The 513-nt window shown below is 34.1% G+C and carries 1 protein-coding gene; it reads right to left on the bottom strand.

The genetic code is table 11. The annotated features are described in order from the left end of the window. Positions 1-104: 104 nt before the first annotated feature. A complete protein-coding gene (locus H4J67_RS20015) occupies positions 105-491 on the bottom strand; it encodes a hypothetical protein (RefSeq protein WP_182204927.1) in 387 nt (128 codons plus the stop codon). Between the last annotated feature and the right edge of the window lie 22 nt (positions 492-513).

Genomic DNA, 513 nt, shown 5'->3' on the forward strand with positions numbered 1-513 from the left:
TAACGCCCCATTAAGAGGCTTTTAATTGTTGGTTAAAATGTGAAGCGAAGTGGAACCTAACCAACTGTTAAAAGTCCTGCTTGAATGGCTTGTTATATTCCCGATTACAACCTTAAGGTTAGCTTCGAATTTAACTCTTTTAATTTAACCTGACTGATTTTTAATGGAAAATCCTTAAAAGTCAATTTAATTTCCGCAATACGCGAAATCATATAAAGCGGTGATTTTGGCTTAACGAGAACCTCCATAATACTTAAATAAAGTTCTTCGTCTAGAGCTGTTTGAGATTCTATACCGCCATCAATATTTAATTTTTTTCGAAGGTAGAAAAGCATTTCTACCCTATCCATATTTAATTCTATAACAAACAGTTCAGCATTAGATTTTATTGCACTCACACTTTCTTCACAGCCCCCTTTAATGGCAGTGTGACTTTCAGACGCAATGCTACTGAATGATAAAATTGTGATAAAGAAAAGAAGATAATGCACTCATTCTCCAAGGGAATATAAC

The organism is Colwellia sp. BRX10-4, assembly GCF_014077465.1.
Classification (GTDB): domain Bacteria; phylum Pseudomonadota; class Gammaproteobacteria; order Enterobacterales; family Alteromonadaceae; genus Colwellia_A.